Source organism: Luteibacter sp. P4_D7_3 (assembly GCF_056401735.1).
The window spans coordinates 1-3,857 of sequence record NZ_JBFUIT010000353.1 but is presented as its reverse complement, the minus strand read 5'-3'; the positions used below and the strand labels follow the sequence as shown (position 1 = coordinate 3,857).

At 65.4% G+C, this 3,857-nt stretch carries 3 protein-coding genes; 2 read left to right on the top strand and 1 reads right to left on the bottom strand.

The window, feature by feature from the left end; all coding sequences use genetic code 11:
• Positions 1-72: 72 nt before the first annotated feature.
• Positions 73-315 (top strand): hypothetical protein, encoded by a 243-nt coding sequence (locus tag AC1DSN_RS19665; RefSeq protein ID WP_477299146.1) that lies wholly within the window; start codon positions 73-75, stop codon positions 313-315.
• Positions 316-828: 513 nt separating this feature from the next.
• Here the strand turns inward: AC1DSN_RS19665 and AC1DSN_RS19660 are convergent.
• Positions 829-2,718: a DEAD/DEAH box helicase gene (locus AC1DSN_RS19660; protein ID WP_477332369.1), complete on the bottom strand. Its 1,890-nt coding sequence runs from the start codon at positions 2,716-2,718 to the stop codon at positions 829-831.
• A gap of 148 nt (positions 2,719-2,866) precedes the next feature.
• On the opposite strand from AC1DSN_RS19660, the gene fghA reads away from it, so the two are divergent.
• Positions 2,867-3,715, top strand: a complete 849-nt coding sequence (fghA, locus tag AC1DSN_RS19655) for an S-formylglutathione hydrolase (protein WP_477297312.1) — start codon at positions 2,867-2,869, stop codon at positions 3,713-3,715.
• Positions 3,716-3,857 lie beyond the last annotated feature (142 nt).

Genomic DNA, 3,857 nt, shown 5'->3' with positions numbered 1-3,857 from the left:
CCTCACACATACGGGCTAAAGACCGGGCGACGCTCGCCGATCCTTTCAGGGAGAGCCCGGAGTCGAATCGCCATGCCTGTTCAGCACGCCCGCCACGTCAACCTGCAGACCGTCCTGTCCCAACTCGAAGCCGAGGGCATCGTTGGCTATGCCGAACAGGCCGGGCACCTGGGCAATGTCACCGAGGGACGGCTCGCCGCCATGGCCCAGGGCGGCCCCATCGACATCCTGTTTGCCCAGCACGTGGAGTGGGCCCTGCACCGGCGGCGCGGCTGGATGGACGAGCTGCACGAGAACGATCCGCTGGAAGTTTGAGGGCAAAAAAAGGTTCWTCGCGGMATSCCGGGGACGCCGAAGACGGTGAGGCGCAGAGCCTTCKGCGTGYAGACGTSGCGGCGCAGAGCCTTCGGTGCCCACCCTCGCTGCTCAGACACGTCCTCCGCGTTTCGTACCGGAAAGGCCGCTGCKCGGCCCCTGTTCTTATTGGCCTGCGGCCGCTCCACTTGTGCGGAACTCGCCTCGAGGGTGGGCACCGAAGACTCTTCCCATCCCTGAGGTTCGTGCGGTCGTGCCGACAAAGCATTGCCGCTTCGGCTGCTGGCTCGTCGCCATCGCCAAGGTCAACCGCGTCGCGCCGGTCGCGATCGTCCCCGCGAGACGCCCAGGTGTACGAAGCGACGGCGAAGCCGAGCCCGCGAAGCCGAAGGCGAGCCATGCGCGAGTTGCGAGTTGCGAAAGAATGCCCCGCCCGAAACCCGAGCGCCCGGGCCCCGGTAATCCGCGAAGAACCAAAAAAAAGGCACCCGAAGGTGCCTTTTTTGCGGTTACTCAGTAATCGCGCTTCTTGCGCGGCGGCTTGCCGCCACCGGGACCACCCGCGCCGCCCGGACCACCGGGGCGTGCACCCTGGGGACGGAAGCTGCGCTGCGGCGGACGCGAAGCGTTGCCGCCGTTACCACTCTGCGGGGCTTCGACGCCGTCCCACTCGGCGATCTTCAGCTGCTGCTGGGCGACCCACACCTTCTTCAGGTGGGTGAAGATCTCCGGCGGCATGCCCTCCGGCAGGTCGATCAGGCTGTAGTCGTCACGGATGCTCACGCGACCGATGAACTTCGCCTCGACGCCGCCCTCGTTGGCGATGGCGCCGACGATGTTGCCCGGCTTGACGCCGTGCTCGTGGCCCACTTCGATGCGGTACGTGCGCTTGCCGGCTTCCGTGGTGTGCGGACGCGGCTGGCGCATGCCTTCGCGAACCGGACGACGGTCGTTGAAGTCACCACCGCCCTCGCTGCGCGGACCGCGATCGCGGTCGAAGTCGCGCTGAGGACGCTCGCGATCGAACTCGCGCGGCGGACGCTCGGTGTATTCGCGCTTGGCCGGCGGCTCGAGCAGCAGCGGCTGGTCGCCCTGGGCGATCTTGGCCAGTGCCGCGGCGATTTCGGTGGCGGGAATGTTGTGTTCCTGCTCGAACTTCTCGACCATCTGCTGGAACAGGCCGAGGTCGCCCTGCGCCAGCGTATCGGTGATCTTCTGGTTGAACTTGTTGATGCGCGTGTCGTTGACCGCTTCGATCGTCGGCAGCTGCATCTGTTCGATCGGCTGACGCGTGGCGCGCTCGATCTGGCGGAGCAGGTTCTTCTCGCGCGGGGTGACGAAGAGGATCGCCTCACCACTGCGACCGGCGCGGCCGGTACGGCCGATACGGTGCACGTACGACTCGGTGTCGTGCGGGATGTCGTAGTTCAGCACGTGGCTGATGCGCTCGACGTCGAGACCGCGAGCGGCGACGTCGGTCGCGATGAGGATGTCGAGCTTGCCGGACTTCAGGTTGTCGATCACGCGCTCACGCTGCGCCTGGGCGATGTCACCGTTGATCGCGGCGGCCAGGAAGCCCCTTGCCTGCAGCTTGCTGGCGAGTTCTTCGGTGGCCTGCTTGGTACGGGTGAACACGATCATCGCGTCGAAGCTTTCGGCTTCGAGGATGCGGGTCAGCGCGTCGAGCTTGTGTATGCCGCTGACGAACCAGTAACGCTGGCGAATGTTCGCCGCGGTCGTGGTCTTGTTCTTGATCGTGATCTCGATCGGGTCTTTCAGGTAGGTCTGCGCGATGCGACGAATCGGCGCCGGCATGGTCGCGGAGAACAGAGCGACCTGACGGGTTTTCGGCGTGGCCTGCAGCAGCTTCTCGACGTCGTCGATGAAGCCCATGCGAAGCATTTCGTCCGCTTCGTCGAGGACCAGGAAGCGCAGGCCGGAAAGATCCAGCGTGCCCTTGTCCAGGTGGTCGATGACGCGACCCGGCGTGCCGACGATGACCTGTGCGCCGCGCTTGAGACCCTGCAACTGCGGGCCGTAGCTCTGGCCGCCGTAGATCGGCAGGACCTGGAAGCCGGGCATGTAGGTGGCGTATTTCTGGAACGCTTCGGCGACCTGGATGGCGAGCTCGCGGGTGGGCGCGAGAACCAGCGCCTGCGGCTTGCCGGGTTTCAGGTCGATGCGCGACAGCACGGGCAGCGCGAAGGCAGCGGTCTTGCCGGTGCCGGTCTGCGCCTGGCCGATGACGTCGCGGCCTTCGAGCAGCGGCGGAATGGTGGCGGCCTGGATCGGCGACGGCACTTCGTAGCCGACTTCGGCCAAGACGCGCATCACTTTTTCGTCGAGCGCGAGCGCGCTAAAGCCGGGCTGAGCCGGAGCGTTATCTGTATCGGGGGATGACATGGCGACCTCGAAGAGGGGGCGCGGCGGCGGAAGCGGCGCCGGGCAGTAGCGGTATTGTAGCAGCGATGGGCGCCCGGTGAGGCGGGCCATAGCCACTTGTTGCGTCGGCGTTACACTTCCCGGTCAGCTTTCGTACGGAGAGAAGGGCATGACGACGATCGAGACGGTCTCGGAACAACGCTGCTTCGGCGGCATCCAGGGGTTCTATTCCCATGCATCCGAAGCGTGCGGCGGTACGATGCGTTTTGCGGTTTTCATGCCTCCTGCGGCCGAAAACGGGCCTGTTCCTGTCCTGTGGTACCTCGCCGGTCTGACGTGTACCGCTGAAACTTTTACGATCAAGGCCGGCGCGCAGCGAATCGCTGCGGAGCTCGGCATCGCGCTGGTGATGCCGGATACGAGCCCGCGGGATACGGGCTTCCCCGGCGCCACCGGCGACTGGGAATTCGGTGAGGGCGCAGGCTTTTACCTGGACGCCACCGAAGCACCGTGGTCTTCACGTTTTCGCATGTACAGCTACGTCGTCGACGAACTGCCCCGCGTGGTGGCGGAACGATTCGCATTGGACATGAGCCGGCAGGGCATTTTTGGCCATTCCATGGGCGGACACGGTGCATTGACCATCGCACTGCGCAATCCCGGCCGTTACCGTTCGGTGTCAGCGTTCGCACCTATCGTCGCGCCCGCCAGCGTGCCGTGGGGCGAGAAGGCATTCCCGCGCTATCTCGGTGAGGATCGCAAGGGCTGGGCCCTGCACGATGCCACCCAGTTAATCAGGGACGGCGCCCGTTTCGACGGCCGGATCCTTATCGACCAGGGTGAAGCGGACGGCTTCCTGACGAAGCAATTGCAGCCCCAGCGATTCGAGGCGGCCTGCGAAGAAGCGGGCCAGCCGCTCCAGTTGCGCATGCAGCCTGGCTACGACCACAGCTACTACTTCATCCAGACCTTCGTGGAAGACCACCTGCGCCACCACGCGAAGGCGCTCGCTGCATGAGCGAACCCATCCGCATGCGGACGCCAAGAACGGTGATCCGCCTTCTCGATCCGGAAGAGGCCGAGTTACTGCGCCGCTACCGTGTGGAGAATCGCGAGCACCTGCGACCGTGGGAGCCCTTGCGGACCGAAACGCACTACAC

Bases quoted from the DNA above. Each gene is read 5' to 3' on its own strand.
- AC1DSN_RS19665 (WP_477299146.1), top strand. From the start codon at position 73: ATGCCTGTTCAGCACGCCCGCCACGTCAACCTGCAGACCGTCCTGTCC.
- fghA (WP_477297312.1), top strand. From the start codon at position 2,867: ATGACGACGATCGAGACGGTCTCGGAACAACGCTGCTTCGGCGGCATC.
- AC1DSN_RS19660 (WP_477332369.1), bottom strand. From the start codon at position 2,718: ATGTCATCCCCCGATACAGATAACGCTCCGGCTCAGCCCGGCTTTAGC.